A 15,416-nucleotide genomic window follows, 5' to 3' on the forward strand; every position below is an offset into this window, starting at 1 on the left:
TCTACTAATTTGGAGATGAAAATGAGAGATTCGAATTCTAGACAGGATTTAGAGGAAGACTCCCGGTCATGTCTTGACCGCAGTTCCGGTATCGATGCTGCCAGCTACCGTGATCTCTTTTCTCTGGCAAGAAACGGCATTCTGCTCTGCGGTGTATCGAAAGGAGGGAGCTGCACCATCCTCAATGCGAATCCTGCCGCGCTAAGAATAGAGCGTCTTTCAAGAGATGAGCTCGTCGGAGAGGAGTTCGAGCGGGCTATTCTTGGTGCCGCTGATTTCGGAATCATGGATTTGATAAGGGAAGTCAATAGTTCCGGTGTTCCCCTTCACATTAGTCCGAAGCGCCACTCGGATTCGAGAACAGATATCTTGAGAGACATGTCGGTTCACAGACTTAACGAAGGTGTCGTTGCAATCGTTTATGATGACGTCAGCGATTCAGTCGATGCTTGCACGAAGCTGGGAGAGAGCAAACCCGAGCTTGACAGATTGGTTTCCAATCTTCCCGGCATCGCTTTCAGATGTAAGAACGACAGAGAGTGGACCATGGAAGTAGTCAGTAGAGGGATCATAGAGCTCACCGGCTACCGGCCAGAGGAGATTATTGGAAACAAGGAACTATCTTACTCGGATCTGATATACGCCGAGGATAGGGAGATGGTGTGGGGCCTAATCCAGGAGTCCTTTGCAGTAGGCGATCGCTACGAGATAGAGTACAGAATAGTGACCAGGTCGGGTCAGGTGAAGTACGTTCTTGAAAGGGGAAAGGTAGTTGCCGGCGAAAGTGGGGGCGAAGTGTTTGTCGAAGGCTTCATCTCAGACGTTACAGATCTTAGGGTAGCGAGAAGAGAGGCCGAGGTGAATAAGGAAAAACTCGAGGCTACCTTAACAAGCACAATTAATGCGCTTTCCAGAATTGTGGAGATAAGAGATCCCTACACTTCGGGGCATCAGAGAAAAGTGGGGCTTCTGGCAGTCTCGATTTCCAGGAGAATGGGACTTGAAGATAGACTTTCCGAGAACATAAGGATAAGTGGCCTTCTTCACGATATTGGGAAACTCTGGATCCCGTCCGAGATTCTAAGCAAGCCTGGGAGACTCAATTACATAGAGTTTGAGATGATTAAGGAGCACTCTAAGCTTGGCTATGAAGTTCTAAAGGAAATCAAGTTTGATTTTCCGATCGCCGACTACGTGATTCAGCACCATGAGAGGCTAAACGGTTCTGGATACCCTAACGGGCTAAAGGGAGAGGAGATACTTCTGCCGGCAAGAATAATCGCTGTGGCAGATGTTGTCGAAGCTATATCATCGCACAGACCCTACAGACCGGCGCTTGGAATAGAAGTGGCAATAGAAGAGATCACTTCCGGAGCAGGTACCCTTTACGATCGTTCGGTTACGAGGGCTTGTGTCGATTTGCTGGAAGATGGATTCACTTTCGAGTAGATCATGGAGAGGGTATCGCCTCGATGATATTTCTCTTCATGCCAAGAATGGGTATTCTTCTTCCAGTTACAAGCGCCTGATAGGTTCTTCCGACTTCAAGCATCTTGAAGACCTTTGAAGCACCATAGAATCCCTGGCTTTCGGCGTTTTGGATCACGAATTCCTCTCCGGTATCTGCCGTCACTCTATAATCGGATTTTCCGGCTTCGGAATTGTCGACTTTCTCGACCACGGTTATTTCGATCATCGTCACGGCCCTGTCGCCCCAGGTAAAGACGAGGTAGAAAGCCAGTGCAACGATAACCGTTCCCAGTAGGACGAATATCTCTCCCGAAAGATTCTTGAGTCTTTTTTTCAAACTAGCCACTCTCCCCGAGTCTGAATTCTAAGTCCTTTCAATTTTCCAGGCCGCCTTCCTCAGCCTGTTCATGATTGCAAGTCCCACACCTGTTTCAGGGAAGGGCTCGGCAATGATCTGAGAGTATTCCATGTTCTCTTTATTTCTCAGTTCTTTGAAGAGGTTCGAGGCAACCTCAATGAGGTTGTCTCTCGAACCGAGAACGACCTTCTTGACCTGAACGGGATAATAGTCCTTCATTTCTTCAGAACAAAGAACGAGAGACTTCTTTCTTCCAGCCACTATTCCCACCTTTGCGACAACCATTTCGGTCTCTCCTTCGACGAGTATTAATGGAATGTCTGGAGAATAATGTCTGTATTTCAAACCCGGTGACATTGGATCACCAAGATACTCTTTTCTGCCCGAAACAAAATCCGGGACAAGAAGATCTGGAAGGACTCCCTTCAGTTGATCCGGGTCGATAGGGCCCGGTCTCAATAGGGAGGGTCTTCCTCTTGAGAGATCAATAATCGTAGATTCCAGTCCGAAAACCGTCGAACCCGAAAGGATTGTGCAGCTTGCTCTTTCGTCCATGTCTTCGATCACGTGTTCTTCCATTGTGGGACTTGGTCTGCCTGAGAGGTTTGCACTGGGCGCTGCGATAGGAACACCCGAGAGTCGTATCAGTTCTTGGGCCACCCGGTGGGAAGGAAATCTGACGGCCACACTCTTCAGCCCCGCAGTAACGGAGTCAGGTATTTCCTTGCTTTTTTCGAAGATCAACGACACTGGCCCTGGCCAGACAAGATCCATTAGAGCCGAAAAACTTTCGACATCTTGTGATACGATTTGTTTCAACATTTCCATGGTAGAAATGTGAACTATCAGTGGATTGTCCTGGGGCCTGCCTTTTGCCTCAAAAATCTTCATGATGGCCGTCTCATCAAAGGTATTCGCGCCCAATCCATAAACAGTCTCCGTAGGAAAAACGACAACTTCGCCTTTCCTGATTAGTTCAGCAGCCTTCTTCAGAATTGCTTCATCGGGGTTCTCGGAATTCACCCGTAAATATACAGTACCCATTCTTCCTCCGTCGGTTAAAGAAACCTTCTAATTACTCTCCAGAGCCAAAGGGCTCCCGTAATTATAACACTCACTATTAGCCCAGAAGTGATCGGGAGCCACAATTCGAAATTGCTTCTGCTTATGTGAATATCTCCCGGAAGTCTTCCAAAATTCAGACCGACTTTTCGCAGCAGAAATAGAACAAGCGCGACCGTTATACAGACAAGCCCAATTCTGATCAACAGTTTCTCAAGATACTCCAGAAGAATCACCTCTTTGCCTTCCAGATAAATTATAGACCCTTTTCCGGCTCGGCAAATTGAGCGTCCGTGAAGTTGATACCATCCCATAACACGAAAGATGTTGTAGGGTTTTCAAAAAGCCAGACAGTGAAAATACTCCGCAGGCCATCCCGGCAGACCGCACATGAGCGCTCTGCGGTGGGAAGATGAGCGTAAGCTCTAGAAAACCAAATGAGATCCAGAGTTATTGAAAGCCTAAGCGATTCGACTCTAGAGCAGCAACCTGTTTGCACAGTTCATTCCGATTCGTTCAATCTGAACATGAAGTCGGCCGCATCGGTTCTTTCTTGCCAATTCGGCTTTGAGTAGAATCCTCGACGATAGGACTCTTTTGACCTTATGTTTATCAGCCTTATCCTGCAGCAGCCTCTCTTCTTGGATTCATTTACCGCCCTTCTCAGCAGCTCTCCTCCGATGCCCTTTCCCCGCCAGGGTGTTTTCACAAACAACTCTCCAACATAACCTTCGGCGCCTCCCATGAATAGATAAGGCATGAAATGCACGCTGGCGTATCCTGTCAACTCGTCTCCCTCTTCTGCAACGAGAATGAGGTGATCGTCCTTCTCCACACTCCACTGAACCATCTTTTCAATGCTCTTCAAGTATGTTTCCTCTTCAAAACCCTTGTTCTTGAACCATCCGATATCGACGACTATATCCTTGAGTCCAGCAGCATCTCTTAGTTCAACTTCTCTTATCCTCAGTCCGTTCACACTCCTTCGTCATTTTTAGCTCAAGGCGATTATTGCATTGAACATTGATCAATAGCAATCACTTTACTCCAAATTACGAATTCCACTTAAGTCAAGGTACAGAAAGCAGCCCTCCTTAATGATAACCGGTCGCTGCGAATAGAGACATCACAGACTCATCAGGCGAAAAAGCTCATTGGATAAAACTCCTGCTATGATTGTGCCTTTACATTGAAAGATGCGATTACATATTCGCCAGCTTTTTTCTGAACCGAAGCTGGCCCGATCCCTTCAAGCAAATGATCCTCGGGCGGAAAAAGAGAACCGCTCATTTCAGTAATTCAAACTCAAAGAAATGAGATAGGAGAGTTGGGAAACGCTTAACCAGTGTCCTTTGAAGAGGTTTTCAAGACTTGCGTTGCATTGACACCACAACCTCACCGTGATAGAATGAACTCTGTAGGGTGGAGAGATGGCCGAGAGGCCGAAGGCGCGTGCCTGCTAAGCACGTGAGGGTTTATACCCTCCGAGGGTTCGAATCCCTCTCTCTCCGCCATTATATTGTTTATGGGTGCCCGTAGCTCAGCTGGATAGAGCGCTAGACTGCGGATCTGGAGGCCGGGCGTTCAAATCGCCCCGGGCACGCCATTAATCTTTCTTTATAAAACCATTTTCTTTAATTTTTCCATCACATCTTTCGGTTTCGATATGCCATATATGCAGTTTGCTGGGTTTGCAACAAACTCTTTCTCAGTGCTGACGCTTCCCACAAAGGCTCCCCCACGAAGGCTCTGAGTTCCTGCATCGGTCGTAAAGCCTCCCATTACCCCTCTATCTCCCGAACCCATTCCAGAAGAGGTTACAGGAATCACGTGACCAACTCCCATTATGAGTTCGAAGAAGTTTCTCTTTAGCATGACGTTTGTAATGTGTCTGGCGACAATCATATGAGAGTTTGAGCTGAACATTCCGTGGGTAATCTCCACTCCGGCATCGCTGAACTCGTACTTGAAAGATTTCCTGTAAATCTCCACGAAGATGACACCGAGCAGCCCCGCTACGGTGAAAAGAAGTACCGGCCCATTGTCGAACAACGGTTTGAGATCATTGTAGGTCTTCTCGGGGAAAACGTACCTTATCAACCAGCCGGCAGCATTCAAGAGCGCCGGCCAGAAGAACCAGCCGAATCTCCTTCGGGAGAACGCCAGTAGAATTCCTGGAACTACTGTCAAGGCTATCCAGACTGCTATAAGAAAAAGGCGATTGTTTCCGTCTATGCCCGACAGGTCAAAGTTCAGATAGAATATGATTCCTAGAAAGAAATAGTAAGGATAGATGAAGTACCTGATCATAAAAGAGCGACGTGTTGGTTTAAGGTTCATTCGTATCGCCTCCAGCTCTTGAGATCATTTGAAGGAGTTCCGCCTCGAAGCTCACTTGATCTTCAAGTACAATCTTCTCTGCCTTTCCGTCTTTAAGAAAGAGCAGTGTAGCTTCAACGGGGGACAAGAGATCTCTGAGAATGTAGAGGTAGAACCGCATCTGGAATCGGTACTTGTCGATGAATCCGGGACTCCAGTTCGCGTATTTGAAATCTACAATCCTCCACTTTCCGTCCTTCAAGTATAGTTTATCAACAATTCCGATCAAAACATACTTCCCGAACCCATGTTGAAAGTGGAATTCGCTTAACACTCTTTCAGAATCTTCAACTTCCTTGATGATTTGATGTTGGACTAGTCCGGAGAGAACTTTCTTCACTTCAATCAGATCATCGTCGCTGAAGCTAACCCTGTCAACAGAGACCGGTCTTCCTCCATCGATGATCGATTTCAGAGTTAGGGGAAGTCCTTGAACACTTTTCATTCCCAGCGGTTCCAAGATGCTGTGGGCCAGCAACCCGATATTTGCCTTTCGCTTCACGAGGTCAGGGCTTCCCGCATCTGATGCAGTCTCAAACTCTGCTTCGTAGTCAGAAGTTATGAAGGTCGGCGAGAGATATTTGACGTAAGAAGAGTCGGCAACCGGCATTACCGAAGTGATTTCCGGCAAAGAGAATTCAGTCCAGGAGGATCTGTCCTCAAGGGAGGGAAATTCCCCCGGAGAGAACGGTTCGGCTATTTCCTTCAAGAAACTGTTTATCTCGCCGCTTTCCGGCTCTAGCAGAGATCCTGAAAGCAAGATTGACCATGGGCGTGAAGAGTCTCCTTTTCCGTTTAAACTAAGAATAAGCATTTCTCGTGCCCTCGATAAGGCAACATAAAGTGTCCGCTTCTCTTCTTCCAGTTCCTTTTCCTCTTCCTGTCTCGCCAGTCGTCCAATTAGGCCCTCTTCATCTCTGTAGGGCTTATCCTTCGTTATGAGAAATCCCTTCTCATCAAAGAAGAGCCGCTTGCTGGAGTTTCTTTTTTTCCAGTACATGTCGCCAATTACGACAATAGGAAACTCCAATCCCTTCGACTTGTGAACAGTAAGTATCTTGACGCTATCCGACTCTTCTGTCTCGAGAGTGGCTTCAGATTCATCACTTGAATCAACAAACGCCCTTATGTTTGATGAAAGCTCGCGGAGGGAACTACCCATTCTATCAAGGTCCTGGGCCAGCTCAATCAGCTTCTTCACGTTGGCAATCATTCTCTCGCCGGACTTAAGTGTGGCCAGCTTCGCCAGATACTCAGTTTCTTCAACAAATCTCTGGAGAATATCGCTCGGGGAGAGCATATGTTTGAGCTTCCCAAATTTATCTAGCAGCTCCTTCAACTGACCGAATCTTTCATCGTTGCTTTCCTGCAGAACGAAATACAGCGGAACACGACTCATGCCTTGTCTAACCCTCAGAGAGAGCATTTCATCAAGTGTAGCTCCAAAGGCCGGTGATAGCAAGAATGACGCGAGATTGTTGTCATTCAAGGGATCGACGAGGAGATCAAGCCAGGATAGGGGACCGGTTACCTCCGGCCGTTCGTAGAAATTCCTGCTGCCGACGGTGTAGAACGGAATATTCATCTCTTCGAGAGCTGCTTCGTAACTCGAGACTCTGGAAAATGTTCTCAAGAGGATAGCAATGTCTCCGGGAGTTATTCGACGCTTCACGCATTCACCAGACTTGTTTCTGAAAACAATTTCCTCTTCGAGAAGCGCCCTTATAGTCTTTGCCACTCCTATTGAGTCGTCAGAAGTGTCGCTGCTAATTATTCTCACTCTTGAGGAGCTGCTGTCAATTTCGTAAGGGATCGATTCGACGTCTTCCCCATAAACTGAACGAAAGAATTGGCCTTCAGGGTTCTCTCGCATCACTCTCTTGAAAAATCTGTTCTGGAATGAGACAAGGTCAGGATGTGAGCGTCTATTGATCCGGAGATTTTTGACAGCTGCTCCGCTTCTTTTGAAGGTATCCATTGTCTTGTTGAAGACCGAGACGTCTGCTCCTCTGAAACGGTATATGGATTGCTTGGCGTCACCTACGAAGAAGACATTGTTTTTGCCATCGGCCTTGAGTAGTCTGATTATTTCGTTTTGAAGCTCATCTGTATCCTGAAATTCGTCAACAAAGATGTATCTAAACCGATTGCTGTACTTCTGCTGCACATCAGGCATTTTCAGCAGAAGATCTCTCGTTCTGGTCAGGAGTTGATCGAAGTCCAGGAGGCCGGAACCCGTAGTTCTCATTTCGTAATCAGACAGAACTGCCCTGTAAGATTCCGCGAATGCCTTCGAACCGTCGATGATTATTTCGGCATCCGAGCCCAGATCTCTGCCTGAACACTCAACGGGAGAGGGGTTAAGATAGAATGAGTGCCTCTCCCTCGACAATGCATCTTTCATCAATCTGAACGCCTTATCGAGTCCCATCAGCCGAATGAGCGGCTCAATAGATTCCAGGTTCTCTTCGAAGTAAGTCCTGACAACCTTTTCCTCAAGTGAAGATCTCCTCATTCCGTTGATAATCTGAAATCCCGGATCTATGCCCGCGAAGAGGGCGCACTCCCTCAGTATCCTTTCGCAGAAAGAGTGAATGGTGGAGATCCAGGCGTATGAGAGCTTGCTTCTCAAGAACTTCCACTTCCCCGGTTCACCGTGAGAGATCCTGAGATCAAATTCGCTTATTACACGGTCCTTCATTTCTCTTGCAGCCTTATTCGTGAAGGTAATAGCAACCACGTTGTGGACATCAAGCTGCTCGCCAAGCCTGAATGCTCTTTCAAATACCCCGACATACTCCTTAACCAGTGTATATGTCTTTCCTGTACCGGCAGAAGCCGTGACAAACATGTCGCTATTCACTATCTGATCCACCTTCCCTCCAGGTGATCGCTCTCTTGACAGCAGCGAATTTGCAGTTGTAGCACTGGTTTGAAGAACGGATTAACGAGGGTGGAAATCTCCCCGAATAGATTCCTTCGGTTATCTTCCGGAGCCATTCAAAAAGCTCAGACTCCCTAACGATTCTTTCTGTTTTTCTCTTGTTCGCAAACTCCCAGGACTTCTCTTCGTCTGAAGAAATCGTTCTAAAGGCAGATTTGTTAACTACTCTTCCTATCAGTGTCTTGAAAACCCCCCCTGCAACATAGTATCCTTTCTCTTTAAAGAGTTTGTCTGCAACGATAGAATACAGGAGAAGCTGCTTTTCGTCACCGCTGTCGCCTCTTTTGTAGTCTATGAGATACATTGCGCGGCTCGATTCATCGAGATCAAGTCGATCGATTTTGCCTCTCAAGAAGAAATCAGACTGCAGTTCTACCGGTTTCGTATCTCCAATCCCGAAGGCTTTCTCGAAAGCGAAAGGAACGAAATCCCCCTGCATGAAGTTCGGTTTCTTGGATTCTCTTTCAGTAATGTAGTCCCTGAGAATCTCTTTAAGCCTTTCGAATTCAAACCTAAAGACTACCTCGCTATCGTGCATCAGGTGTCTGGAGATATTCTCGGAAAGAGAGCTCTGCCAGTCCTTGGTCTTTCCGGAAAAGAAATCTCTAAGAACGGAATGGAAAATGTTTCCCTCATCGAGGGCTGTTAGCTCAAAAATCCTTTCCAAAGAGACATCGAGACCTACAACGTAGGAAAGAAAGAATGAAAACGGGCAATCGTCGTAGGACTTCAGACGCGAGAATGAGAAGACTTTGCCGACGATCCTGCCTAGGTCTCCTGTATCTTCGACAGACCAGCTCAACTCCCTTCCAAACTGGGTAAGGACTGAATCGAGCGGTTTCAGTGGCCCGAATTCCTTAAGCTCGTTCCATGCTTCGCTTCTGAACAGTCTTGCTGCCGCAATCTTCAGCTCTGATTCACTCATCGATGATCCCAGTTCCGGGATATATCCGAATCTTCTGCCGGCCCTTCTCCCTTCCCGGAGGATTTCACACCCCGAACTCTCCAAAACGCTCTTCAGGTAAGGAGATGGAAGAATTGGTTCACCGTCAACCGTTGACTCGGGCAGAGTAAACCTTACAGACTCAAGTGCCGAACTTACTGATATGTGGAGATTCAGTCTCTGGTGCATCTCCTCATCCAGAAGAAGATCCCTGGGCTTGATCTCCCCAAATTGGGTGAAACTGTACAATGGATTCAAACTGACATGAGGATATGCGCCGTCCACGAAGCCGGCAAACAGCTTGATCTTCTTCTTCGAAAAGCGCGAATTTATCAGCGATTGCACTTCGACTCTGTTTGCTTTGCTCCTCGAAAGAGGGAATTTGTCATGCCTGAGCACAACCATTAGATACCGGTAGTACTCTTGCGGAGAGATCAGCTCCTTGCCCATGAACTTGAGGAGTTTCTCCAGATCTGTAAGAGTGTTATCGAAGAGCCTTCTAACTGCCGCGAATTCCTGCTCCTGCAAATCAATCTGATACTCATCAAAAGTATCTGTCAGTGAGAGTTCCTTCTCCCAGCCAATCAACATTTCACGATAACTTCCCACCGACCTCTTTCTCAAGCTTCTGAAAGGTTCAAGAACGCTGAAAATCTTCTCAATTGCGGGCAGAAGATCGCCTTCAATACGTTCAACGATTCCGGCAAGCTCTTCTGCAGCGCTCAGTTCAAGCTCATCCTCGGCCAATGAGATTATGGCCTCGCGCCTCGCTTCAATGTGATGAACAAGCCTTCCAAGGTGTTCTTGCCACGAGAGTCTTCTCTTTTGGAGCGACAGCCTGAGACCTGCCCTCTCGTATATTATTCTAGACATTGAAGATACATACTCAAGAAATTTCGAATCTATTTCTCCTCCATAACCTGAGTCGCCCATCGCGATGATCTTCTCAGGCGGGAAACCCAGAACAGCAGTCTCTAGAGGAAGAATCAACCTTCTGATCGAGAGAGAGGAGTAAAGCTGCTCATCACCTTCAATTCTGCAGGGAACCCCATACTCGCGGAGCTTTCCCGAGAGCAGTTTTCTGTAAGCGAAGAAGTCCGAAGCGACAACTGAAATGTCGCCCGGTTCGTACCCCGATATAAGCAAGGACTTCACAAACCTCGATATGCCCTCAATCTCCGCAAAGATATCGGGGTAAACGACTATATCGACCGATGCGCAGGCTTGCTTTCCGCATGCGGATGAGAAAAGAGAGTCTTTGAAACTCTCGAATCCACTGGAAGGAGGAGTCTTCTCGAAAAAAATCCTTCTGATCTCAAGTTCGGGAAGATTCTCGCCTATTTCATCTACCGTTTCCAGAATCGAATCGATATTCGAGAACAGGAACTCCTTTCCGGGCTCTTGGGGAACGGTGATGAAGACCTCGTCATAAGCTGGAATTACGGCCTTGAAGAAATGCTTAAGGGCGTGACTGAAGTCGTGGAACCCGTCGAGGAATAAGTACCTGCCGAACTCCCCGCATCTGAGATCCCTTTCGCAGTCATCGATTTGAGTGTAAGCATCGAAAGTGTCAAAAATTCCCTTCTTTGATAATCTGTTCTGAAGCTCGACATAGATTGACTCGAGAATCGCCGACACCTCATCGTCTTCAGAGAACATCTCTCCAAAACCACCGTTTTCCTTTACGTCGTGCACCATTTCAAGCAGATAATCGACGAATACCGGCGAATCGGCGAGTTCTTCTCTTCCGATTTGATCGAGAATATCCCCAATTTCCATTCTTATCAGATGGTTTCCCACATGGATCGATGCCGGATTAAGTGCGCTGAAAAGCTCGACGGCAAACTGATCCATCGCAAGAAATCTGGAAGCGGGAATCGTTCCAACTCTTGAAATAAAGCTTTCTCTGACATATCTGACATGATCTCCGGAAGGACCGACAAAAAAATAGGAAAACGGGTCTTCCCTGTGCGCTGCCTCTAGCTCTTGAAGCATTCTTTCCGTTTTTCCGGAGGCCGAAGGACCGATGAAAAGCGTGATTCTCATATATATCCTCCCACTAGTAAGATTCTATCACCCGCGAAGGAGTGCCGATAAAGAGAGACTGAATTCCGAAATTATTTTCGCAAAGAGATGCTCAGTTCAATCTTGAAGAAAATCAAATCGAGATTCCTTGAGGCAGATTAACTTCTTATTCGATCTGCCTGTTTATGCAGCTCTTGACTCCAGTAACGTGGAAAGTCTTAATGAGGAGTTTCTGGACCTTTGATGCAAGCAGCTCGTTTCAATAGTATTCGATTATCCTCTCAATTGCTGACAAGAGCCTGAACTCATTGCTTTTCTCTTTATACAGCCGTTCTTCAATCCAGTTTCCTCGTGAATCGAAAGCGTATTCGATCCTGAGGTGGAGTTCTCCCGCAATGTATTCTCTGGAGGTAATCAAGCCGGTTGAATCATAACTGTATTCAGCAATCACCACTGTTTCTTCTCCGCAGAAGGCCTCAAGAAGAACAACCTCTCCCTCAGCATTTCTTGAAATGGTTGTCTTGAGGGAGCCCGAGTATTCTAGAGAGACATAGAAGGGCTCCACAGGGAGTGATACCCAGACGGTCCCTTCCACCTCTTCTTCCATTTCACGCTTTTCGACAATTTCAAAGTACCCGTCCGATACTCTTCTTAGACTCTGAACGACTGATCCGCCTGAGAAAGTGTTGATTTTTCTATCGAAAATGAAATCCACATCGCTGATTATCGTTTCTTCGTTCAGAGGAAGCAGGTTGTTTATTGAAAAGATCTTCGAAAGACGAGAGTCGTCATATTCGTAAATTGTCCTCGAAGTAAGCTTGTTTTTTCCATCAAAAACGGATTCTTCCAGAACTCTACCGTCTTCGTCAAGAATGCGGTTGGTCTTTGAAAGAACCGCGCCGAGTTGATTTGTCCTCACTCTGTGTATCTCCCGACCTTCTCGTTCATAAGTGATCTCGACTCTCTCGACCAGTCTGTCTGGTCCCAGAAGCGGAGGCCAGTATTCATAGGTCTTCTCTTCAATGACCCTGCCAGAAGAATCATAGCTGAACTGTGTTTTGGAAGTGAAGTTTGCACTTGCGTTCCTGTAATATCGTCTCTCCAGAAGCAAACCGCTGGCATCGTATGTGTATTCAACTCTGCTGTATTCTTTGCCGTTCATGTGGAGAGCGGTAATCACCGGTCTACCTTCCGGAGAGAACACCTCTATCCTCTTTGTCTCTCTCTTCACTTCTGTCCATTCACCGTTCTTTTCGCCGTAAGAAACCTGAGTGACAATAATCCTCTCAATATCTCCCGCGACCCTCTCGGTCTCTGATGTGAAAACCATTGTGGTTACCAAAAGGAAGAATAAAATCATTGATATGAAGACCTTTCTCAAGACTAATCACCCCCAATAGACTTACTAACGGTTAAGCTTTTTCGCTTTCAACATCTTTGACGTTTTTGGGAGGGTTAAGTTTAACGAAAGCGAAGAGACAGAGCATAGCTGCTCCGGCTATCGTAATTGCCAACCCCACTCCCAGTTTGTCAGCCATGAAGCCAATCAAGGGAGCGAATATCGCCATCAGCAGAGTCTTCAACTGTGATTCTACCGAGAGACCGGAAGCCATCGTTTTATGATCTATGTTATCGCTGATATAGCTAATGTTGATGGGGCGTCTGAAGTTCTCAAGGATGAACAAGAAGAAGAAGATGAGAACGGCCAAGACTTGCAAAGCGAAGATCTGAAAAATACCGCTAAATATGATTAGAACTGCACCGAAAATGTAGGTGTAATTTAGCGCTCTCGCTTCATTTCCAAACTTGCCGCTTAGTTTTCCAGCGTTTTTGGATGCATAGCTAGTGGCAATGTAGATAACGAAGTAAACTACGCCTACGATTACGGACGTCCTCTGTTCTGCGCTGAATGCTATCATTATTGGTAATCCGAGAGCCAGGGCCTTGAGGATCGGCTGAAGATATTCCTTTACGACTTTAAAAAACGCATCGTAAAGAGAGGAATTCAGCACCCCTTTGAGAGCGTCTCCATTCCTAAAAATACCCAGGAAGGCTTTTATCGTTTCTCTTTTTTCTCCGGTTCCCAACTCGCCGTCAAGTTCCTTGGGATAGAGCATCAGGTTGACGAGATTGGCGGCATAAGGAAGGACAGAAGCGAGGAATACTATCTTGTAGCTGCCCGAGTAGAATACCAGAAAGGCGGCTATTAAAGCATTGATCGCCGATCCCAACTGTGATGCCGCTCGAGTCGCTCCGTAATAATGAACCTTCATGTCGGTCATCCCATTGATTCTCAAGTATTCCAGTATCATTGCTTTGTGAGTTCCGGTTCGGAAAGCCTCCCCGAATGCGAAAGCTATCATGGCTATCATATAGACATAAAAACTGGGAAAGAAGTAAAAGACAATGAAGGACGAAAGATAGGACACCATCGACAGCACCATAGATAACCTTCTTCCGTACAAGTCGGCGATAATTCCAGTTGGGAGCTCAAGGAAATTCGTGGCCACCTCTCTCACGGAAATGAGAGTTCCTATCTGGAGAAAGGAAAGTCCCATCTCCCTGAAGAACAGTATCAAGAATGGATCAAAGAAACGAAGGTTCTTCAGAAAACCGTACGCAGCGAATCTGTAGAATTGACTGTCTCGTTTAATCTGCAACTACTACTCCTCCCGAAGAGTTTAGCTAGAGAAATTATACTCTGGAAAAACTCTCCGGGTAAGGAAGCCCTACTTAATAAGAAAGATTCTTAAGATTAGCGGGATGAGTATCATGGCGCTCATGACCCACTCCCATTTCTTGGCTGTCTTGTAAGCCGAATATATTAAAACAGAAGCAAGATACACTGCAATTGCAATATATATAAATGTCACGACACTGGCATCTCCTTTCTCTTATCTACTAGAAGAAGCGCAATCGCAACGATTACAAAACCAGCTATTAAAACTGGATAGAAGTACCAGCTGTTTGCGAATCTTCCTACCGCGTTTGAGTAGATTATAGTAATGGTAGCGAATATCATCGTAATGAAAAAGGCCGGCATCGAGCTCAGCCAGATCTTGAAATAGTTCTTCTCTCCGACCACATGAGCGGCGAATATGCCGGCAAGGGCAGTTGGCGGCACCATATCTCCAAGGCCGGCGAGCAGAGAGAGAGCCGAACAGACGACGATATCATTGTTGCCAAGAAAGGCAAGCAAGAAGGGAACTCCAAGCACTGAGGCAGAGCCATAAGAAGAAACAGCACCAAATGCCGGAATGCCAAGAGCGATTCCTGCCAACAGAGCTCCTTGCGGAAGGCCATTCAGGAAGCCCACAATGAGACCGCGGACGCCGTTCAGCGTCATGATCTGAATAAACATTCCCACACCGATTAGTATCGAAAGAATACCAAGAGAGTTCTGTATGGCCGATATCGAAATCTTAAGGAGATTGCCCTTTGCTCCCGTTATGGTCGCTACTATCGCGGAGAGCATGAAAATCAGGGGTAGACCGAGAGAGAATCCCCAACTAACGTTTTCCAGAACCATAAGTATTACCATAAGAATCAGCGGCAAGTAGACTGCAAAGCCCTTGATTGGTTCCCTCTCTCTAGTTTTCCTGAATTCCTCGAGATCGACCGGCTTTACCTGGCGGGCTCCAATAATGAGCGAGGTGACAATTGCCAGTGGGAAGGTCATCAGAAGAAGAGGGGTGGTGAATCCAATATAAGGCATGTCGACGCCCTGACCGATGATCATTGCGGGCAAGTTTATCGGAGGTGCAATCATGCCATAGATTCCGCTCATTGCGATTATTGAACCAGCTCTTCGCTTGCTCAATCCGAGACTCTTCAGCACCGGGAAGGCAATCGCACCGGTAGTAAGAACTGTAGCTGTTGACGACCCGGTTATCATACCGGCAATCATTATGAAAAAAGTGAGCAATACGAGAAGAAAGGTTGGTTTCTTGTGAAGGGCGATCGTCATGTTTCCTGCAATTGTATTTAGAAGGCCCGACACTTTGATTGACTCCATAAAAATCATAGCAGAACCAATAACAAGTATGGTGTCAATGTAACCAAAACCACCTTCGACGAGATGCCTGAGAGGGAAGAACTCCCCAAAGGCGATCGAGCCCGCCAGCGCGGAGAACATCAATGAAACGGAAATAGGGATCTTAATAACAGCCAGACCCACAAACGTTATCAGCATTACTAAAAAATACCAGACTTCAGGCGTATAGATGACATTCACC

General features: G+C 46.7%; 11 protein-coding genes and 2 tRNA genes. 3 read left to right on the top strand and 10 right to left on the bottom strand.

Annotation, left to right across the window (positions count from 1 at the left end):
- Positions 1-21: 21 nt before the first annotated feature.
- The gene (locus V512_RS13380; protein WP_243392446.1) at positions 22-1,449 is read left to right on the top strand and encodes an HD domain-containing phosphohydrolase; all 1,428 of its coding nucleotides are present in this window, start codon (positions 22-24) and stop codon (positions 1,447-1,449) included.
- A 1-nt stretch (position 1,450) separates the two neighbouring features.
- Here V512_RS13380 and V512_RS13385 read toward each other — a convergent pair whose 3' ends face one another.
- The 4 genes from V512_RS13385 to V512_RS13400 all read right to left on the bottom strand — a co-directional run bounded on the left by V512_RS13385 (position 1,451) and on the right by V512_RS13400 (position 3,869).
- The gene (locus V512_RS13385; protein WP_099830948.1) at positions 1,451-1,807 is read right to left on the bottom strand and encodes a hypothetical protein; all 357 of its coding nucleotides are present in this window, start codon (positions 1,805-1,807) and stop codon (positions 1,451-1,453) included.
- Positions 1,808-1,834: 27 nt separating this feature from the next.
- Positions 1,835-2,872: an L-threonylcarbamoyladenylate synthase gene (locus V512_RS13390; protein ID WP_099830949.1), complete on the bottom strand. Its 1,038-nt coding sequence runs from the start codon at positions 2,870-2,872 to the stop codon at positions 1,835-1,837.
- Positions 2,873-2,886: 14 nt separating this feature from the next.
- Positions 2,887-3,126, bottom strand: coding sequence for a DUF2905 domain-containing protein (locus tag V512_RS13395; RefSeq protein WP_243392447.1), 240 nt, complete (start codon positions 3,124-3,126; stop codon positions 2,887-2,889).
- A 266-nt stretch (positions 3,127-3,392) separates the two neighbouring features.
- Complete coding sequence (locus tag V512_RS13400) at positions 3,393-3,869, bottom strand: GNAT family N-acetyltransferase (RefSeq protein ID WP_243392448.1); 477 nt, start codon at positions 3,867-3,869, stop codon at positions 3,393-3,395.
- Positions 3,870-4,314: 445 nt separating this feature from the next.
- Here V512_RS13400 and V512_RS13405 point away from each other — a divergent pair.
- Positions 4,315-4,404: transfer RNA gene (locus V512_RS13405), tRNA-Ser, on the top strand.
- Positions 4,405-4,419: 15 nt separating this feature from the next.
- A tRNA-Arg gene (locus V512_RS13410) sits at positions 4,420-4,496 on the top strand.
- 11 nt (positions 4,497-4,507) lie between these two features.
- Here the strand turns inward: V512_RS13410 and V512_RS13415 are convergent.
- From V512_RS13415 to V512_RS13440, 6 genes are all read right to left on the bottom strand, one after another.
- Positions 4,508-5,230 carry a PH domain-containing protein gene (locus tag V512_RS13415; RefSeq protein ID WP_099830951.1) on the bottom strand — a complete coding sequence of 241 codons (723 nt, stop codon included), beginning with the start codon at positions 5,228-5,230 and terminating at the stop codon, positions 4,508-4,510.
- On the bottom strand, positions 5,220-8,144 hold the full coding sequence (locus tag V512_RS13420) for a UvrD-helicase domain-containing protein (protein ID WP_243392449.1): 2,925 nt from the start codon (positions 8,142-8,144) through the stop codon (positions 5,220-5,222). The genes V512_RS13415 and V512_RS13420 overlap by 11 nt, the downstream gene beginning before the upstream one ends.
- On the bottom strand, positions 8,125-11,202 hold the full coding sequence (locus V512_RS13425; protein WP_099830952.1) for a PD-(D/E)XK nuclease family protein: 3,078 nt from the start codon (positions 11,200-11,202) through the stop codon (positions 8,125-8,127). The genes V512_RS13420 and V512_RS13425 overlap by 20 nt, the downstream gene beginning before the upstream one ends.
- A gap of 238 nt (positions 11,203-11,440) precedes the next feature.
- Positions 11,441-12,562, bottom strand: coding sequence for a hypothetical protein (locus V512_RS13430; RefSeq protein ID WP_099830953.1), 1,122 nt, complete (start codon positions 12,560-12,562; stop codon positions 11,441-11,443).
- Positions 12,563-12,593: 31 nt separating this feature from the next.
- Complete coding sequence (locus tag V512_RS13435) at positions 12,594-13,841, bottom strand: MFS transporter (RefSeq protein ID WP_099830954.1); 1,248 nt, start codon at positions 13,839-13,841, stop codon at positions 12,594-12,596.
- 209 nt (positions 13,842-14,050) lie between these two features.
- A complete protein-coding gene (locus tag V512_RS13440) occupies positions 14,051-15,415 on the bottom strand; it encodes a TRAP transporter large permease subunit (protein WP_099830955.1) in 1,365 nt (454 codons plus the stop codon).
- Position 15,416 lies beyond the last annotated feature (1 nt).

The sequence above is a fragment of the Mesotoga sp. Brook.08.105.5.1 genome, from assembly GCF_002752635.1.
Taxonomy (GTDB): domain Bacteria; phylum Thermotogota; class Thermotogae; order Petrotogales; family Kosmotogaceae; genus Mesotoga.